At 72.8% G+C, this 16,326-nt stretch carries 14 protein-coding genes; 3 read left to right on the top strand and 11 right to left on the bottom strand.

Annotated elements, in window-relative coordinates:
- Positions 1-23 precede the first annotated feature (23 nt).
- The 5 genes from IF20_RS04040 to mshD all read right to left on the bottom strand — a co-directional run bounded on the left by IF20_RS04040 (position 24) and on the right by mshD (position 5,686).
- Entirely contained in the window at positions 24-449 is a 426-nt protein-coding gene (locus IF20_RS04040) for an Hsp20/alpha crystallin family protein (RefSeq protein ID WP_110943812.1), read from the bottom strand.
- 136 nt (positions 450-585) lie between these two features.
- Complete coding sequence (locus IF20_RS04035) at positions 586-1,002, bottom strand: NUDIX hydrolase (RefSeq protein ID WP_052863556.1); 417 nt, start codon at positions 1,000-1,002, stop codon at positions 586-588.
- Positions 999-2,108, bottom strand: a complete 1,110-nt coding sequence (locus IF20_RS04030) for a CHAD domain-containing protein (protein ID WP_110943811.1) — start codon at positions 2,106-2,108, stop codon at positions 999-1,001. Before IF20_RS04030 ends, IF20_RS04035 begins: the two co-directional genes overlap by 4 nt.
- A 117-nt stretch (positions 2,109-2,225) precedes the next feature.
- A complete protein-coding gene (locus IF20_RS04025) occupies positions 2,226-4,478 on the bottom strand; it encodes an RNA degradosome polyphosphate kinase (RefSeq protein ID WP_052863555.1) in 2,253 nt (750 codons plus the stop codon).
- A gap of 278 nt (positions 4,479-4,756) precedes the next feature.
- Positions 4,757-5,686 (bottom strand): mycothiol synthase, encoded by a 930-nt coding sequence (gene mshD, locus IF20_RS04020; protein WP_052863554.1) that lies wholly within the window; start codon positions 5,684-5,686, stop codon positions 4,757-4,759.
- 190 nt (positions 5,687-5,876) lie between these two features.
- Here mshD and IF20_RS04015 point away from each other — a divergent pair, with 190 nt between their 5' ends.
- From IF20_RS04015 to IF20_RS04005, 3 genes are all read left to right on the top strand, one after another.
- Positions 5,877-7,682 (top strand): bifunctional metallophosphatase/5'-nucleotidase, encoded by a 1,806-nt coding sequence (locus tag IF20_RS04015; protein WP_052863553.1) that lies wholly within the window; start codon positions 5,877-5,879, stop codon positions 7,680-7,682.
- A gap of 177 nt (positions 7,683-7,859) precedes the next feature.
- Entirely contained in the window at positions 7,860-9,098 is a 1,239-nt protein-coding gene (locus IF20_RS04010; protein ID WP_324605548.1) for an LmeA family phospholipid-binding protein, read from the top strand.
- A gap of 118 nt (positions 9,099-9,216) precedes the next feature.
- The gene (locus tag IF20_RS04005) at positions 9,217-10,677 is read left to right on the top strand and encodes an FG-GAP-like repeat-containing protein (protein ID WP_052863551.1); all 1,461 of its coding nucleotides are present in this window, start codon (positions 9,217-9,219) and stop codon (positions 10,675-10,677) included.
- On the opposite strand, the gene IF20_RS04000 is transcribed toward IF20_RS04005, so the two are convergent.
- From IF20_RS04000 to IF20_RS03980, 6 genes are all read right to left on the bottom strand, one after another.
- Positions 10,678-12,066, bottom strand: a complete 1,389-nt coding sequence (locus tag IF20_RS04000) for a sensor histidine kinase (protein ID WP_110943860.1) — start codon at positions 12,064-12,066, stop codon at positions 10,678-10,680.
- A gap of 59 nt (positions 12,067-12,125) precedes the next feature.
- Positions 12,126-12,860 carry a response regulator transcription factor gene (locus IF20_RS03995; RefSeq protein WP_052863549.1) on the bottom strand — a complete coding sequence of 245 codons (735 nt, stop codon included), beginning with the start codon at positions 12,858-12,860 and terminating at the stop codon, positions 12,126-12,128.
- A gap of 46 nt (positions 12,861-12,906) precedes the next feature.
- Positions 12,907-13,137, bottom strand: a complete 231-nt coding sequence (locus IF20_RS38950) for a hypothetical protein (protein ID WP_199896480.1) — start codon at positions 13,135-13,137, stop codon at positions 12,907-12,909.
- Positions 13,138-13,175: 38 nt separating this feature from the next.
- The gene (locus IF20_RS03990) at positions 13,176-14,240 is read right to left on the bottom strand and encodes a S1C family serine protease (RefSeq protein WP_052863548.1); all 1,065 of its coding nucleotides are present in this window, start codon (positions 14,238-14,240) and stop codon (positions 13,176-13,178) included.
- A gap of 115 nt (positions 14,241-14,355) precedes the next feature.
- Positions 14,356-15,381 carry a LacI family DNA-binding transcriptional regulator gene (locus IF20_RS03985; protein ID WP_052863547.1) on the bottom strand — a complete coding sequence of 342 codons (1,026 nt, stop codon included), beginning with the start codon at positions 15,379-15,381 and terminating at the stop codon, positions 14,356-14,358.
- 24 nt (positions 15,382-15,405) lie between these two features.
- Positions 15,406-16,218, bottom strand: a complete 813-nt coding sequence (locus IF20_RS03980) for a winged helix-turn-helix transcriptional regulator (protein ID WP_052864021.1) — start codon at positions 16,216-16,218, stop codon at positions 15,406-15,408.
- Positions 16,219-16,326 lie beyond the last annotated feature (108 nt).

Genomic DNA, 16,326 nt, shown 5'->3' with positions numbered 1-16,326 from the left:
CGGCTCCGTACCTGCCGGCGGGCTCAGCCCTTGATCTGCTTCGGCCCGCCCGTGCCGCCGCTGATCTCGATCCGGCGCGGCTTGGCCTGCTCGGCGACCGGGATGCGCAGGGTGAGGACGCCGTTGTCGTACGCGGCGTCGATGCGGTCGGTGTCCAGGCTCTCGCCCAGGAAGAGCTGGCGGCTGAACGTGCCGGTGGTGCGCTCGGCGGCGATCAGCTCGGCGTTCTCCGGCGCGGGCGAACGGCGCTCGGCACGGACCGTCAGGACGTTCCGCTCGACGCCGAGGTCGATGCTCTCCGGGTCGACGCCGGGGAGGTCGAAGTGGACGACGAAGGTGTCGTCCGCACGGTAGGCGTCCATCTGCAGGGACGCCGGCCGCGTGGCCGTACCGAACAGCTGCTGGGTGAGCCGGTCGAATTCACGGAACGGATCGGTACGCATGAGCATCACGGGTCATCTCCCTTCGAACCGCTGACTGCTGTCTGCGATGCCCTTCGCCTCCGGTATAGCGCCACGAAGAAAAATTGACAAGCCCCGACTCAAGTCAGTCGGGGCTTGTCCAGCGGAGCGAAGAAAGGCGAGGTCAGGCCGTGTGCAGCGCCTCCATGAGCGCGTCGACCAACGGCCGGTCCCGCTCCTGGGTGAGGAGGCCGCGGGCCTCGGCCGGCGGCAGCCAGACCACCCGGTCGACCTCGTCGTTCGGGACGAACGTGCCGCCGCGCGCCTCGGCCGCCCAGTAGCGGACCTCCTTGGGGCGGCCGTTCACGTCGTAGTGCGTGGCCGGCAGCTCGGGGCCCGGGCGGCAGTCCGTGCCGGTCTCCTCCGCGACCTCGCGCACCGCGGCGGCCAGCGCCTCCTCGCCCCGCTTGAGCTTGCCCTTCGGATGCGACCAGTCGTCGTACTTCGGCCGGTGCACCAGGGCGACCTCCAGCCCGCCCGGCACCGGCGCACGGCGCCACAGGACACAGCCCGCCGCCCGGATCACCGTCTCGTCGCTCATCCGGTCCGCCAGGCGCGGGTGAAGGCGTAGCGGGCGGCCTCGACCTCGTGGCGCTGGTCGGCGTGGAGGACGCCGAGGGCGTACGCGGTGGCCGGGGCGATGCGCGGGGTGCGGGCAGCAGCGGCGGCGGCCGCCGCGGCCTCGGCCGCGTCCCGGTGCCGCTCCAGCGCCCGGCCCGCCTCCGCCAGCCGCAGGTCGGTGATGCCGCCGTCGGCGACCTCCTGCGCATACCGGCTGTGCCGCAGCAGCAGCCGGACCTGGTGCCAGGAGGCGTCGTGGCGGTCGTCGGCGGCCAGCGCGGCGGCGTTGTACGGGTGTCCGGCGCGGGTCAGCGGCAGTGCGGTGACGGCCTCGGCCAGCCTGCGGTGCGCCTGGTCGGCCAGCGGCGGCAGCGCCTCGCCGGCCAGCCGGTCGGCGGCGCTCTTGTCCAGCGGGACCTCGGAGGCGAGCACCGCCACGGCGTCCGCGACGGCGTGGAAGCGCGAGGAGCCGAGCGCCTGGAGGGCGGCGGAGTGGGCGCGGGTGCGGGCCAAGGTCAGCTGCCGGTCCAGCAGCGCGCCGGCCCGCGCGGCTCCGGCCGCGGTGGTGGCGGCCGGGTCCTTGGGGTCGCGGGCGCGCTCCTCGCGGGGGCCGGTGTCTCTGCCCCGTGCCGTACGGGCCGGCGGCCGCTGCTGCGCCGTACCGTCCTCGGGCGCTCTGGAGGCGCCGCCCGGGTCGGCGGGCCCGGCCAGCCGGTGCAGCGCGGACAGCAGGCGTTCGAGCCGATCGGCGTAGGAGTGCTCGCGGGCCAAAGTGCCCGACAGCCAGCTCAGTTCGGAGCGGAGCTGGTCGGCCCAGGCCTCGTCGGTCAGCGGCCGGAAGGTGAGCAGCGCGCCGCTGATCCGGCGGGCCGCGGCCCGCAGTTCCCGGGCCGCGTCGCCGGCGCCGCGCGCGTCCGAGCCGCTCTCGCGGTGCAGGCGCAGGCCGCGCAGGAACGCCGTCGACTGTTCGTGGAGGTAGGCGGAGAGCACCTCGCCGGCCGTCGCCCGGTCCGGTGACGGCCCGTTCACCGCGCCGAGGAGGCCGGTGGGTGCGGGCGCGGTGCCGCGGTTCGCTCCGTGCATCATGCCGTCCTCCTCACGGTGACCGTGGCGGCCGGGCGCGCGGCGGCGGCCGGTCCGGCCGTGGCAGCCGGTCCGGCCGCGGCCGCGCGGGCACGGCTGCGTGCGCTGGGCGGGGAGAGGTCAGGTCGCAAGGCCACGCCGGCGCCTCCGGGCGTCGATGAGCATTTCTTGTACGTTCCGCAGCGGCCTGCCGTCCGCGTCGGTCGCATGCCGGGTCCAGTCGCCGTCCGGGCCGAGGTGCCAGGACGAGGTCGCGTCCGACATGCCGGTCTCCAACAGGCGGACGAGCGAGGCGCGGTGGCCCGGGTCGGTGACCCGGACCAGCGCCTCGATCCGCCGGTCGAGATTGCGGTGCATCATGTCCGCGCTGCCCAGCCATACTTCCGGCTCCCCTCCGTTGCCGAAGGCGAAGACTCGCGAGTGTTCGAGGAAGCGACCCAGGACGCTGCGCACGCGGATGTTCTCGCTCAGCCCCGGCACGCCGGGCCGCAGGGCGCAGATTCCGCGTACCCAGATGTCCACCGGTACACCGGCCTGCGAGGCGCGGTAGAGCGCGTCGACGACGGCCTCGTCCACCATGGAGTTGACCTTGATGCGGACGTGGGCGGGGCGGCCGGCGCGGTGGTGCGCGATCTCCTTGGTGATGCGCTGGACCAGGCCGTCGCGGAGCGAGGTGGGGGCGACCAGCAGCCGCCGGTAGGTCTCCCGGCGGGAGTAGCCGGAGAGCCGGTTGAAGAGGTCGGAGAGGTCGGCGCCCACCTGCTGGTCGGCGGTGAGCAGCCCGATGTCCTCGTAGAGCCGGGCCGTCTTGGGGTGGTAGTTGCCGGTCCCCACATGGGAGTAGCGGCGCAGCATCTCGCCTTCCTGGCGGACGACGAGGGAGAGCTTGCAGTGCGTCTTGAGGCCCACCAGGCCGTAGACGACGTGGCAGCCGGACTCCTCCAGCTTGCGTGCCCACTTGATGTTGGCCTGCTCGTCGAAGCGGGCCTTGATCTCGACCAGGACGAGGACCTGCTTGCCGGACTCGGCCGCGTCTATCAGGGCGTCGACGATCGGCGAGTCGCCGGAGGTGCGGTACAGCGTCTGCTTGATCGCGAGGACGTGCGGGTCGGCCGCCGCCTGCTCCAGGAAGGCCTGTACGGAGGTGGAGAAGCTGTCGTACGGGTGGTGGAGCAGGACGTCGCGGGCGCGCAGCGCGGCGAAGACGTCGGGTGCGGAGGCGGACTCGACCTCGGCGAGGTCGCGGTGGGTGCCGGCGACGAACTTGGGGAACTTCAGCTCGGGCCGGTCCAGCGCGGCGATGCCGAAGAGGCCGGTCAGGTCCAGCGGGCCGGGCAGCGGGTAGACCTCGGCCTCGGAGATCTTCAGTTCCTGGACCAGGAGGTCCAGGACGGCCGGGTCGATGGACTCCTCGACCTCCAGCCGGACCGGAGGGCCGAAGCGGCGGCGCAGCAGTTCCTTCTCCAGAGCCTTGAGGAGGTTCTCCGCGTCGTCCTCCTCGACCTCCAGGTCCTCGTTGCGGGTGACCCGGAACATGTGGTGCGCGCGTACCTCCATGCCCGGGAAGAGCTCTTCCAGGTGCGCGGCGATGACGTCCTCGATGGGGACGTAGCGCTGCGGGGAGGCCTCCAGGAAGCGGGAGAGCAGCGGCGGGACCTTCACGCGGGCGAAGTGGTCGTGGCCGCTGACGGGGTTGCGGACGACGACGGCGAGGTTCAGGGAGAGGCCCGAGATGTACGGGAAGGGGTGGGCCGGGTCCACGGCCAGCGGGGTCAGCACGGGGAAGATCTGGTGGCGGAAGAGGGTGAACAGGCGGGCCTGTTCCTTCTCCGTCAGCTCCGGCCAGCGGATCAGGTGGATGCCCTCGCCGGCGAGCTCGGGGGCGACGTCCTGCTGGTAGCAGGCGGCGTGCCGGGCCATGAGCTCGCGGGAGCGGGTCCAGATCAGGTCCAGCACCTCGCGGGGCTGGAGTCCGGAGGCGGAGCGGGTGGCGACTCCGGTGGCGATCCGGCGCTTCAGGCCCGCGACCCGGACCATGAAGAACTCGTCGAGGTTCGAGGCGAAGATGGCCAGGAACTTGGCGCGTTCCAGCAGCGGGGTGGCCGGGTCCTCGGCCAGTTCCAGTACCCGTTCGTTGAACGCCAGCCAGCTGCGTTCGCGGTCCAGGAAGCGGCCGGCGGGCAGCTCGGCGCCGTCGTCGCCCAGCGCGCCGTCGACGTCGTACGCGTCGAGGTCGGCGTCGAGGTCGGGTTCCAGCTCGGGCAGGGGCGGGGCGACCGTGTTCGGGCGGTGCGCGGCGATCGACCCGACCGAGGGCTGAGCCTGTGCGGCCGGCGTCTGGGACGTTGCCTGGGCGCTGGTCTGCTGGTCCATGACCTCATTGTTCCGCGCTTCCGGGCGGGAAAGCGCGTCGGGAGGCGGCGGGGCGGCTCGGAGCCATCGGTCACCGGCCGGCTGCGCGGAGGGCTGCATTCAGTGATGCTCGCAAGCGAGTTTGAATCGCCGGTGAAGCAGACATGGCGGACAGGCAAGCGAGGGGCTACCCGGAGGGGACATTACGGTGCCGGACGGCGGCGCGGCGGCGGTACTCGTACCCCACCGCCCACGCCTGACACTCCGTCAACAGCGGTGCACGGCAACCGCGCTGTCCGTCACGTCTCGGTGCGGTACATCAGGTCCGTCTCGTGCGTGACGAAGCCGAGCCGCTCGTAGACGGTGACGGCGGGGACGTTGTCCGCGTCGACGTAGAGCATGGCCGTCGGCACGCCCTCGGCGGCCAGGTGGCGCAGGCCGATCGCGGTGAGCGCCTTGCCGAGCCCGCCGCCCTGCGCCGCGGGCCGCACGCCCACGACGTAGACCTCGCCCAGGCCCTCCTCGGCGTGCTTCTTCGTCCAGTGGAAGCCCAGCAGCTCCCCGGACCTCTCGGCGAGGAAGAACCCCTTCGGGTCGAACCAGGCCTCGGCCTTGCGGTCGTCCAGGTCACGCTGGGTGAGCGAGCCCTGCTCGGGGTGGTGCGCGAAGGCCTCGGCGTTCGCGGCGAGCCAGGCCGCGTCGTCCGTGCCGGGCTGGAAGGTGCGGACGGTGACGCCCTCGGGCAGCACCGGCTCCGCCAGGTCCAGGTCGGTCAGCGGGCGGCGCATCTGCCGCAGCTCACGGAAGAGCGTCAGGCCCAGGGTCTGCGCGAGGTGGCGGGCCGCGGGGTGGCCGCCGTGCGCCCAGAGCCGCAGCCGCCGCCCGGACCGCTCCAGCAGCGCGCCGCCGAGCTTGCGGCCCAGGCCCTGGCCGCGGAATGCGGGGTGGACGACCAGCTCGGCGGCGGGCGCCTCGACCGGGTCGGTGTCCTCCAGCTGCCCGTACCCGACGACGCGGTCGCCCTCGGCCCGGACCACGAAGTGCTTGACCCCTTGCCGGTGCCCGCCGCGCAGCTGCAGCCGCCCCTGCTCGGAGACGGCCGGCTGCCCGTCCGTCCGCGCCGCCGTCTCGATCAGTTCCAGTACGGCACCCGCCACGTCCGGCGTCAGCGCGTCCAGTACCTGCATGCCCCGGTCGGGCCGGCCCGTTTCCTGTGCAGCGTCAGTCATGTCCCGAAGCGTACGGCGCCGGGCGCATCCGGTGCCGACCGCCGTCGCACCGGATGCGGACGCCGTCGGGCCGCCGTTCCCGTGCCGCAACCCTGCCGTCATCCGACACCCCTGTTGCGCTACGCGCGTTGACCGTAGGCTTCCGGTCGCTCACACACTCCTGTTCCGCTGTCCACGAGGGGGACGATCCATGTCAGCTACTCCGCACCGGCGCCGACCGAAGCGCCGGCTGGCGGCCGCCGCGACGGTGCTGGCCGCCGCGGCCGGTGCCACGGCCGCCGCCCTGCCCGCCGACGCCGGCGGCCACGGCGGCCCCGGCCACTCCTCCCGCACCGTCGACGTGCAGCTGCTCTCCTTCAACGACTTCCACGGCAACCTGGAGCCGCCGCAGGGCTCCTCCGGCACCGTGGAGGAGGAGCAGGCGGACGGCGGCAAGAAGAAGATCGAGGCCGGCGGCGTCGAGTACCTGGCGAACGCGCTGCGCACGGCGCGCAGAGGCCACCCGTACTCCGTCACCGCGGCCGCCGGTGACCTGGTCGGCGCGAGCCCGCTGCTCTCCGGCCTCTTCCACGACGAGCCGACCGTGGAGGCGATGAACAAGCTGGACCTGGACGTGACCGGCGTCGGCAACCACGAGTTCGACGAGGGACGCGCGGAGCTCGCCCGGCTGCAGAACGGCGGCTGCCACCCGAAGGACGGCTGTTACGAGAAGGGCCGGACGTTCGCCGGCGCCGACTATCCGTACCTCGCCGCCAACGTCACCGACGAGAAGACCGGCAAGCCGATCCTGAAGCCGTACACGGTCTGGAAGCACAAGGGCGTGAAGATCGGCTTCATCGGCGTCACGCTGGAGGGCACGCCGGACATCGTCAGCGCCGAGGGCGTGAAGGGCCTGAAGTTCCACGACGAGGCCGAGACCATCGACAAGTACGCCAAGGTGCTGCGGAAGCAGGGCGTGAAGTCGGTCGTCGCACTGATCCACGAGGGCGGCGCGCCCGCCTCCACCGCGTACAACTACGACTGCGACAGCCCGGGCCCCGGGGACGGCATATCCGGGCCGATCACGGACATCGCCAAGAAGGTCACCCCGGACGTCGACGCACTGGTCACCGGGCACACGCACCAGGCGTACGCGTGCACGATCCCGGACCCGGCCGGGCAGCCGCGGATGGTCACCTCGGCCGCCTCCTTCGGCAAGCTCTACACCGACACCACGCTGACGTACGACCGGAAGACCAAGGACATCGTGCGGACGGCCGTGAAGTCGGCCAACCACGTGGTCAGCCGCACCCAGCCCAAGGCTGCCGACCTGACCTCGCTGATCAAGCGCTGGGACAAGCTGGCCGCGCCGGTCGCGAGCAAGCCGGTCGGGTACGTCTCCGCGGACATCGAGGGCCGCGGCGCGAGCACCCCGGAGTCGCCGCTCGGTGACGTCATCGCCGACGCGCAGCTGGAGGCCACCGCCGACAGCGGCAAGGGCGGCGCGCAGCTGGCCCTGATGAACCCCGGTGGCGTCCGCTCCGACCTGGCGTTCAAGGCGTCGGGTGGCGAGGGCGACGGCGTGGTGACGTACGGCGAGGCGTTCACGGTGCAGCCGTTCACGAACATGACGAACGTCGTCTCGCTGACCGGGAAGCAGCTGATCACCGCGCTCCAGCAGCAGGTCAGCGGCGCCAACGCGGCCTCCCCCAAGATCCTCCAGGTCTCGAAGGGCCTCACCTACACCCTGGACATGAGCAGGTCCGGCGCCGACCGGATCGTCACGGACTCGGTGCAGCTGAACGGCGAGCGGATCGACCCGGCGAAGAGCTACCGCGTCGCGATGAACGAGTTCCTGGCGGGCGGCGGCGACGGTTTCGCCGCATTCAAGGACGGTACGGACAAGTACGTCGGACCGTCCGATCTGGAGGCGTTCACCGCATATCTCGGCGCCCACTCCTCGGCGTCCGGCCCGCTGGACCCGCCGAAGGCGGACCGCATCACCGTGGTGAAGTAACGGACCATATCCACACTTACCGGCAGTAGGACTTGCGTTCGACGGCCGTATGCATGGTGGGATGTGCCGATGCGACCCCCCACACGCATATCGGCATCACACGCTCCGCAGGACGCGCGGGAATCGCAGGAGCCCCGCGCGTCCCAGGTCCCGTCCACGCCGGGTGACACCCGCGAGATGGCGCCGGTCAACCCGTACGCGGAGCTCGCCGGGCTGGCCGACCCCGAGCCGGAGCCCGGCCCCGCGCGGTCCTACCTCAACGAGCGCCGCGACGGTGACGACGGCGACGACCCCTTGGGGCTCGGGCTCCGCGCGGACACCGAGGACGAGGACGCCTGGGCGCCGCCGAACCACCGCAAGGCCCGGCGCGGCCTCGGCCGGTTCGCCGCCGTGCCGCTCGCCGTGAAGCTGGTCGCCACGGTCCTGGTGGCCGCCTCCTTCGCGGGCCTCGCCGACCGGTTCGCCGTGCTGTACGCGCAGAACAAGGCGGCCGAGAAGCTCAAGGACTCGCTGCACCTGGCGGCCGACCCCGAGGTGGACATCGAGGGCTTCCCCTTCCTCACCCAGGTCGCCGACAAGCACCTGGACCGGGTGCGGGTGGCCATCCCCGACCTGGCCGCCGACCGCGTCTCGCTCGCGAAGTTCGAGGCGACGGCGGAGGACGTCACGCTCGACGGCGACCTGCCCACCTCCCTCAAGGGCGGCACGGTCGGCCGGATGCGCGGCGACGTGCTGCTCTCCTTCGAGGACATGAACCGCGAACTGGGGGCCTCGCAGGTCAAGTTCAGCGAGCTGGGCCCCGACTCGGTACGCGCCGAGGGGCGGCTGCCGATCGCCGGGCACGAACTGCGGATGCACGCCCGCGCCCACATCCGGCAGGCCGGCGACCGCGGCATCTCCACCGAGATCAGCGGCATGCGGCTGGACATCGGCGACATCGCGGTCTACCGGCCCGGCACCGGCAAGGGCGAGGGGCTGCAGCTCACCCGCAAGACGGCCCGGCAGCTCAGCCGGGAGGCCGCCAAGATCAAGGCGATGCTCGGCATCCCGGCCATCGCCGACCGCATCGGCATCCCGCAGGACACCATCGACGCCGCGCTGCACAACGAGGCGAAGCTGCACGACCTGATCGGCACCCCGCGCTTCATCAACAAGCTGATGAAGGTCAACCTCGTCAACGTCGTGACCGACCACCCCTGGCTGCTGCAGAAGGTCGGCATCGATCCGAAGATCCTCGGCGGCCTGGCGGGACTCACCAAGCCGGAGATCGCGGACCGCTTCGATCTGTCCTTCCGGCTCCCGGCCACCCCCGGTGACGTGCGACTGCGCACCGTCTCCGTGGAGCGGGACGGCATCCGCGCCCGGCTGACGGGCACTCAACTCCCGTTCGGTGACGCGGCGAAGAAGCGGCCCTGACGCGATACACGCGGGATTCAAGGGGCGGGTGTAAAGAACCGTGAACGCGGTAGTCCCGTCCTATCAGGTGAACGAACGGTGCACCCGGGATGTCCGGGTGCCGACGTCAGGAGGAACCGTGCGCCACCGTTCCACCCCCACCGCAGCGCGCTGCGCCGTGGTGGCCGCGCTGCTCACCGCCCCGCTCGCCGTCGCCGTCCCGGCGAGCGCCGCACCCGCCGACACCGCACCTGCCACCGCCGCCAAGGGCCCGGCGGGCACCGCCCCGCAGGCCGACTTCAACCACGACGGCTACGCCGACATCGTTGCCGGAGCCCCCGACGGCACGGTCGGCGGCAAGGCCAAGGCCGGCTACGTCACCGTGGTCTACGGCTCGGCCTCCGGCGCCGCCACCGGCAAGCACCAGGTCATCAGCCGCGCCACCGCCGGCATACCCGGCGATCCCGCCGAGGGAGCCCGCTTCGGCTCCCGCACCGTCGCCCGCGACCTGGACGGCGACGGCACCAGCGACCTCGTCGTCACCGGCGCCGGCGGCCCGGTGGTCCTGTGGGGCTCCACCGACGGCAAGGGCGGCGCGAGCAGCCTGCCGGACATCGGCGGCCACAACCTCACCGCCGGCGACTTCGACGGCGACGGCCACACCGACCTGGTCGGCGACGCCAACGGCTCGGGGGACTCCGACTCCTCCGGACTGCACGTGATGTACGGGCCGTTCACCCGCGCCGGGGCCCCGGCCCGGACCGCGGACTTCGACACCGGCCACCTCTTCCCCAGCGAGGAGCTGGTCGCCGGCGACCTCAACGGCGACGGCCGGGACGACCTCGTCAGCATGCACGCGTTCGAGGAGATGTCGGAGTCCAGCGAGCTGTGGAAGGGCGGCGCCGACGGCCTGGCCACCAAGCCGACGCACCTGCCGGACGCCGCGTCGGCCACCGTCGGCGACGTCGACAAGGACGGCTACGGCGACCTCGTCTACCGCCCCGTCCCGGGCGGCGTCGTCGAGGACCTCCCGTACGACAAGGGCACGGTCAAGGTCGCGTACGGCTCGGCCGACGGCCCCGGCAAGCGCACCACGACGATCACCCAGGACACCGCGGGCGTCCCCGGCGCCGGTGAGGAGGGCGACCAGTTCGGCTACTCGCTCAGCGCGGGCGACGTGAACGGCGACGGCTACGCCGACATCGCGGTCGGCGTCCCGTACGAGGACCTGGCCGCCGCCTCCGGCGCCAACCTCAAGGACGCCGGCAGCATCGTGCTGCTCAAGGGCGGCAAGGGCGGCCTGTCCGGCACCGGCGCGCAGGCGCTGAACCAGACGACCACCGGGGTCCCGGGCGTCGCCGAGGCCGGCGACCGCTTCGGCCAGGCGGTCTCGCTGCTGGACACCGACAAGGACGGCAAGGCCGACCTCGCGGCCGGCGCGCCCGGCGAGGACGGCACGACCCTGAAGGACACCGGCGCGGTCTGGGCCCTGCGCGGGGCCTCCGGCGGGCTGACGACGGACGGTGCCGTTTCGTACGGGCCCGGCGCGATCGGTGCGCCCGAGGCGGGCTCGGGCCTGGGGTCGGGCTTCGCCCGCTGATCAGCCGGGTGCAGGCGGATCCTCCGGGGGCGGTACCGCCGCTCCCGGCAGGGTCAGCTCCGCCAGCGTGCCGCCGCCCTCCGCGGGCCGCAGCCGCACGCCGCCGCCCGCCTGCTGAGCCGTGCGCGCCACGATCGACAGGCCGAGGCCGCTGCCGGGCAGGCTGCGCGCCGAGGGCGAGCGCCAGAACCGCTCGAAGACGTGCGGGAGTTCGTCGGCCGCGATGCCGGGCCCGTGATCGCGTACGGACAGCAGGCCGCCGTGCAGGCGGACCTCGACCGTGGAGCCCGCGGGGCTGAACTTCACCGCGTTGTCCAGGAGGTTGACCACCGCGCGCTCCAGCGCGGCCGGCTCGGCCCGTACGTACCAGGGGTCGAGGGCCGCGTCGAGGGTGAGGGACGGGCCGCGCAGCCGGGCCCGCTCCAGCGCCGTCGCCGCGACCTCGTGCAGCGCGACGACCGGCGGTGCGCTGTGGCCGCCGGCCCCGTGGTCCGGTGTCCTGGACAGCTCCTGGAGGTCGCCGATCAGCGCGGCCAACTCGCCCATCTGCGCCTTCACCGACTCCAGCAGGGCGAGCTTGTCCTCGGCGGGGATCGCCCGGCCGGTGCGCTCGCTGCGTTCCAGCAGGTCGATGTTTGTCCGCAGGGAGGTCAGCGGGGTCCGCAGCTCGTGGCCCGCGTCCGCGATCAGCTGCTGCTGGAGGTCGCGGGAGGCGGCGAGCGCGGCGGTCATGGAATTGAAGGAGCGGGACAGCCGGGCGATCTCGTCCTCGCCCTCGGTGGGGATGCGGATCGCCAGGTCCTCGGTGCGCGCGACGTGCTCGACGGCGGCGGTGAGCCGGTCCACGGGTTTCAGTCCTGCCCTGGCCACCCACAGGCCGGTGGTCGCGGCGCCCAGCACGCCCACCCCGGAGACGATCAGCAGGACCAGCGCGAGCTGGTTGAGCGGCCGGGTGACCTGGTCCATGGGGGCCGCGACGGAGACCGCCACCTGATTGCCGAAAGCGTCGGTGGCGGACCCGCGGGACACCTCGGTCGAGACCCGCATCTCCGCCCCGTCGGCGGCCCGCGCGGTGTGCATCGCGTGCCGGGCACGGCCCTGCGCGACCTCCACGTCCGCGTGCGTGGCGGGGATCTGCGACCTTTCCGGCGAGGTGCACACCCGGCCCTCCACCGACACCAGCTGGACGGTGTAGGGGCCGGCGGGCGGGAAGCTGACGCCCTGTGCCGTGCCGTTGCACTCGGCGCTCAGCGCCCGTACGTACGCGTCGTTCACGCTGACGCTCTTCAGAGTCGTGTCCAGCTGCTCCGTCAGCCGGTCACGGGTGATCACCCAGCAGGCGGCGGCCGAGGCGGCGACCGCGAGCGCGACGGCGAGCGCGGTGAGCATCGCCAGCCGGGAGCGCAGTGGCAGCCGGCGGTAGCGCTGGGCCGCTCGCTCGCGGACGTTCACTCGGCACCGCCGGAGCGCAGGACGTAGCCGACGCCGCGCACCGTGTGCACCAGCCGGGGCTCGCCGCCGGCCTCGGTCTTGCGCCGCAGGTACATCACGTACACGTCCAGGGAGTTGGAGGACGGCTCGAAGTCGAAGCCCCAGACGGCCTTGAGGATCTGCTCGCGGGTGAGGACCTGGCGCGGGTGCGCGAGGAACATCTCCAGGAGGGTGAACTCGGTGCGGGTCAGCTCCACCGGGCGGCCGGCGCGGGTGACTTCGCGGGTGGCGAGGTTCATCGTCAGGTCGGCGAAGGTGAGCGTGTCGCCCTCGTCGGGGGTCGCGCCGGCGGCCGCCGCGTAGGAGCTGCGGCGCAGCAGCGCGCGGATGCGGGCCAGCAGCTCGTCCAGTTCGAAGGGCTTGACCAGGTAGTCGTCGGCGCCCGCGTCGAGCCCGGTGACCCGGTCGCCGACCGTGTCGCGCGCGGTGAGCATCAGGATCGGCACGGTCAGGCCGTTCGCGCGCAGCCGGCGGGCCGCGGTCAGGCCGTCCATGCGGGGCATCAGGACGTCCAGCACGATCAGTTCGGGCCGGTACGCGGTCACCTTCTCGACCGCGTCCAGGCCGTCGACGGCCTCTTCGGTGCCGTATCCCTCGAAGGCGAGCGACCGACGCAGGGCCTCGCGGACGGCGGGCTCGTCGTCGACGATCAGGATGCGGGCGGACGTCTCGCCCTGCTCGGCGGCGCTCATGTTCTCGGTGACCTCGGTGGGAGTGAAGGGAGGGGCCAGGACCCTCTCAGCCTCGCACGGCCCGTCGGCGGGGGCGCCGCGCGGCGCGGGACGGCGCCCGGTACGGCGCGTGCGGCGGATCGTGGGGTGCGGCGCCGCCCGCGCTCAGGCTGACGGCCGTGGCGAGCGCGCGCCGCGCGCGGTGCAGCGGAACGGCGGTGCGGGTCCGCGCGATGCGGGTCCTGGTGGTGCGGGACCTTACGGTGCGGGACTTTGCGGTGCGGGTCCTCGCGGTCATGGTTGCCTCCTCGTACGCGTACAGGTGGCGGGTGCTGGTCAGCTGTTCGTCGTGCCGCCGGCGCGCAGGTTGTCCAGGTCCGCCTTGACGGTGTTGATCGGGATGGCGAAACCGAGACCGACGCTGCCTGCGCTGCCGCTGCTCCCGGCGGAGCTGCCGGCGGCGGAGTACATCGCGGAGTTGATGCCGATGATGCGGCCGGACATGTCGATCAGGGCGCCGCCGGAGTTGCCGGGGTTGAGCGAGGCATCGGTCTGGATGGCCTTGTAGCTGGTGGTCGAGTCGCCGGTGTCGCCGTTGTACTGGTTGCCGCCGAACTCGAACGGCCACGGCATGTCGCCCTGGCCCCGGCCCTGCTGCTGTTGCTGCTGGTCCTCCTTGGGCACGGTCACCTCGCGGTCGAGCGCCGAGACGATGCCGCTGGTCACCGAGCCGGTCAGCCCCTCGGGCGAGCCGATCGCGATGACCTGGTCGCCGACCGCCAGCTTGCCGGAGTCGCCGAGGGTGGCGTGCGTGAGGTCCTTGGCGCCCTTGACCTTGATCAGCGCCAGGTCCTTGTCCGGGTCGGTGCCGACGACCTGCGCGGTCTTGGTGGAGCCGTCGCTGAAGGAGACGGAGACGGTGTCGGCGCCGGAGACCACGTGGTTGTTGGTGACGATCTCGCCGTCGCCGGTGATGACCACGCCGGAGCCGGTGGACTCCCCCTCCGTGGTGCGGGCCTTGATCTCGACTATCGCCGGGCTGACGGCCTTGGCCACCGAGGAGACGCCGTTGCTGGAGGTGGCGCCCGCGTTGACCACGGCGGTGCTCCGGCCGCTGCCGGCGGCCTGCGTGGTGCTCCCGATCAGCGCGGCGCTGCCGCCGCCGATCAGACCGGAGGCCAGCGCGACCGCGGCGATCAGCGCGACGGGGCGGCGCACCTTGCGGCGCGGGGCGCCCTCGGGGCCGCTGTCGGCGGGCGCGGCCGGCGGGGCGTACGGGGGCGGCGGCGGGTAGGCCGCCTGCGCGGAGCCGTCGTACGGGCCGAACGACGCGTACGGGGTGGTCTGCCGGGTGTCGTACTGCGGGGTCTCGTCGCCGCTTCGGCGGTAGCTCTCGGTCATGTCCACCACTGTGCGAGCGGTGCATGAGAACCGTCTGAGAGCCCCCTGAGAGGTCCGGCAGAAGTGGGTATGCCCGGTATAAAGATGTCCGGTATGAAGATGTCCGGCGCCGAGGTCAGCCCTTGCAGCCGCAGGACTGGCGGATCACCAGCCGGGACGGGTACTGCCGCAGCCGCTCCCGGCGCGACCCGGCCAGCCGCAGCGCGTCGTCCAGCACCAGGTCCACCGCCGTACGGGCCATCGCCTCGCGGTCGGAGCCGACCGTGGTCAGCGGCGGGTCGGTGAGCGCGGCTTCCTTCACGTCGTCGAAGCCCGCCACCGCCAGCTCGCCCGGCACGTCGATGCGCAACTCGCGGGCCGCGCGCAGTACCGCGATGGCCTGATCGTCGGTGGCGCACATGATCGCCGGCGGCCGGTCCGGGCTCGCCAGCAGCTTCAGCGCGAGCGGGTACGCCTCGTAACGGTTGTACGGGGCGTGGAAGTACCGGCCCTCGGTCGAGCGGCCGGCCTCCTGCATGGCCCGCTGCCAGCCCTTGACGTGGTCGGTGACCGGGTCGCCGGACTTGGGCGTCTCCTCCAGGCCGCCGAAGAACGCGACGTAGGGGTGGCCGTGCTCCAGGAGGTGGCGGGTGGCGAGCTGGGAGCCGCCGATGTCGTCCGCCATGACGGCGACATCGTCTATGGCGTCCGGGCGGCGGTGCAGCAGCACCACGCGGGCGTCCCAGGTGTCGATCTCGGTGGCGGCGTGCTCGCTGGGGCCCTGGCTGATCAGGATGAGCCCGGAGACCCGCATGCCGAGGAAGGCGCGGAGGTAGTGCACCTCGCGCTCGTCCTCGTAGTTGGCGTTGCCGACCAGCACCATCTTGCCGCGCTCGGAGGCGGCCCGCTCCACGGCGTGCGCCATCTCCGCGAAGAACGGCTGGCGGGTGTCGGGGACGATGAGTCCTATGAGGTCGGTGCGCCGGGAGGCCATGGCCTGCGCGACGCGGTCCGGCCGGTAGCCCAGCTCCTTGATCGCGGCGAGCACCCGCTCGCGCGTGGCCGGGGCGACCGGCCTCGGTCCGTTGTTGATGACGTAACTCACCACGGCGGTGGACGTCCCCGCCAGCCTCGCCACATCATCCCGCGTCACCTTGGCCACGCGCGGCAGTCTACGCGGGTGGTGCTACCGCTTGGCAGGGCGTGCGCCGTCGGCCGCCACGCTCCGGTCGGCGGTGTGCTCGCGCGCCTCGGCCACGGCCCGCGCCGCGGTGCGCTCGGCCTGCTGCGCGGCCTTCTCCTTGGCCTCCTCGGCGGCCCGCTCGACCTTCTCCGGCACGACGAAGCGGTAGCCGACGTTGCGCACGGTGCCGATGAGCGACTCGTGCTCCGGGCCGAGCTTGGCCCGGAGCCGCCGTACGTGCACGTCGACGGTCCGGGTGCCGCCGAAGTAGTCGTAGCCCCAGACCTCCTGGAGCAGCTGGGCGCGGGTGAAGACCCGGCCCGGGTGCTGCGCGAGGTACTTGAGCAGCTCGAACTCCTTGAAGGTCAGGTCCAGGACCCGGCCCTTGAGCTTGGCGCTGTAGGTGGCCTCGTCCACCGACAGGTCGCCGGTGCGGATCTCCATCGGGCTGTCGTCCGTGGCGGTCTGCTGGCGGCCCATGGCCAGCCGCAGCCGCGCCTCGACCTCGGCGGGGCCCGCGGTGTCGAGCAGGACGTCGTCGATGCCCCAGTCGGCGGTGACGGCGGCGAGGCCGCCCTCGGTCACGACCAGGACGAGGGGGCAGCCAGGGCCGGTGGAGCGCAGCAGCTGGCAGAGCGAGCGGACCTGCGGCAGGTCGCGGCGGCCGTCGATGAGGATGACGTCGGCGCCGGGGGTGTCCACCAGAGCCGGGCCCTCGGCCGGGGCGACGCGCACGCTGTGGAGCAGGAGGCCGAGCGCGGGGAGCACTTCGGTGGAGGGCTGGAGAGCGTTGGTGAGGAGCAGCAGCGAGCTCATCGGACTCCACCGCCCGTCCGGATCGTCCGTCGGTACCTGTTCCTGCATTGTTCCTGCACGCTTCGCTCGCCCATCGGTTCCTCCTCGGTCCCTGCCTGCGAGGACTTT

Origin of the sequence: Streptomyces niger (genome assembly GCF_000718305.1) — a bacterium.
Taxonomy (GTDB): domain Bacteria; phylum Actinomycetota; class Actinomycetes; order Streptomycetales; family Streptomycetaceae; genus Streptomyces; species Streptomyces niger.
This window is presented reverse-complemented; position numbering and strand designations above follow the sequence as displayed.

What these genes read in the sequence shown, in the direction of transcription:
- IF20_RS38950 (WP_199896480.1), bottom strand. Translation starts at nt 13,137, where the DNA reads ATGACCGCGAGGACCCGCACCGCAAAGTCCCGCACCGTAAGGTCCCGC.
- IF20_RS04010 (WP_324605548.1), top strand. Translation starts at nt 7,860, where the DNA reads ATGGCGCCGGTCAACCCGTACGCGGAGCTCGCCGGGCTGGCCGACCCC.
- IF20_RS03990 (WP_052863548.1), bottom strand. Translation starts at nt 14,240, where the DNA reads ATGACCGAGAGCTACCGCCGAAGCGGCGACGAGACCCCGCAGTACGAC.
- IF20_RS04040 (WP_110943812.1), bottom strand. Translation starts at nt 449, where the DNA reads ATGCTCATGCGTACCGATCCGTTCCGTGAATTCGACCGGCTCACCCAG.
- mshD (WP_052863554.1), bottom strand. Translation starts at nt 5,686, where the DNA reads ATGACTGACGCTGCACAGGAAACGGGCCGGCCCGACCGGGGCATGCAG.
- IF20_RS04000 (WP_110943860.1), bottom strand. Translation starts at nt 12,066, where the DNA reads ATGCTCACCGCGCTCGCCGTCGCGCTCGCGGTCGCCGCCTCGGCCGCC.
- IF20_RS03980 (WP_052864021.1), bottom strand. Translation starts at nt 16,218, where the DNA reads ATGAGCTCGCTGCTGCTCCTCACCAACGCTCTCCAGCCCTCCACCGAA.
- IF20_RS04035 (WP_052863556.1), bottom strand. Translation starts at nt 1,002, where the DNA reads ATGAGCGACGAGACGGTGATCCGGGCGGCGGGCTGTGTCCTGTGGCGC.
- IF20_RS03995 (WP_052863549.1), bottom strand. Translation starts at nt 12,860, where the DNA reads ATGAGCGCCGCCGAGCAGGGCGAGACGTCCGCCCGCATCCTGATCGTC.
- IF20_RS04025 (WP_052863555.1), bottom strand. Translation starts at nt 4,478, where the DNA reads ATGGACCAGCAGACCAGCGCCCAGGCAACGTCCCAGACGCCGGCCGCA.
- IF20_RS04030 (WP_110943811.1), bottom strand. Translation starts at nt 2,108, where the DNA reads ATGATGCACGGAGCGAACCGCGGCACCGCGCCCGCACCCACCGGCCTC.
- IF20_RS04015 (WP_052863553.1), top strand. Translation starts at nt 5,877, where the DNA reads ATGTCAGCTACTCCGCACCGGCGCCGACCGAAGCGCCGGCTGGCGGCC.